Here is a 230-nt window from a genome sequence, read left to right as displayed (position 1 = left end):
TGCGCGCGTAGCGGAATGCCGCTGCGGCGGTGCCGAACATCGAACTGAACTTGTTGGTACCAAACAGCACTGCCGGAGTGTGCTGCGGCAGCACCGTGAACAGTCCGGGCAACTGCACCAGCCCCCCACCACCGACAGCGGCATCGACCAGGCCGGCGATGAAGGCGAGCGCCACCAACCACAACACTTCAGCGGGAGCCAGCTCGAACACGGCAGCGCATCACGGCGCA

Annotated in this window: 1 protein-coding gene; it reads right to left on the bottom strand. The window is 65.7% G+C overall.

The window, feature by feature from the left end:
* On the bottom strand, positions 1–211 hold a 211-nt coding region (locus ACQG3P_RS25255; RefSeq protein ID WP_426806572.1), incomplete at its 3' end, for a TSUP family transporter.
* Between the last annotated feature and the right edge of the window lie 19 nt (positions 212–230).

This window comes from Stenotrophomonas sp. SrG (assembly GCF_050031795.1).
GTDB lineage: Bacteria > Pseudomonadota > Gammaproteobacteria > Xanthomonadales > Xanthomonadaceae > Stenotrophomonas > Stenotrophomonas rhizophila_A.
The sequence above is the reverse complement of the archived record's forward strand: the minus strand, read 5'-3'. Positions and strand labels throughout refer to the sequence as shown.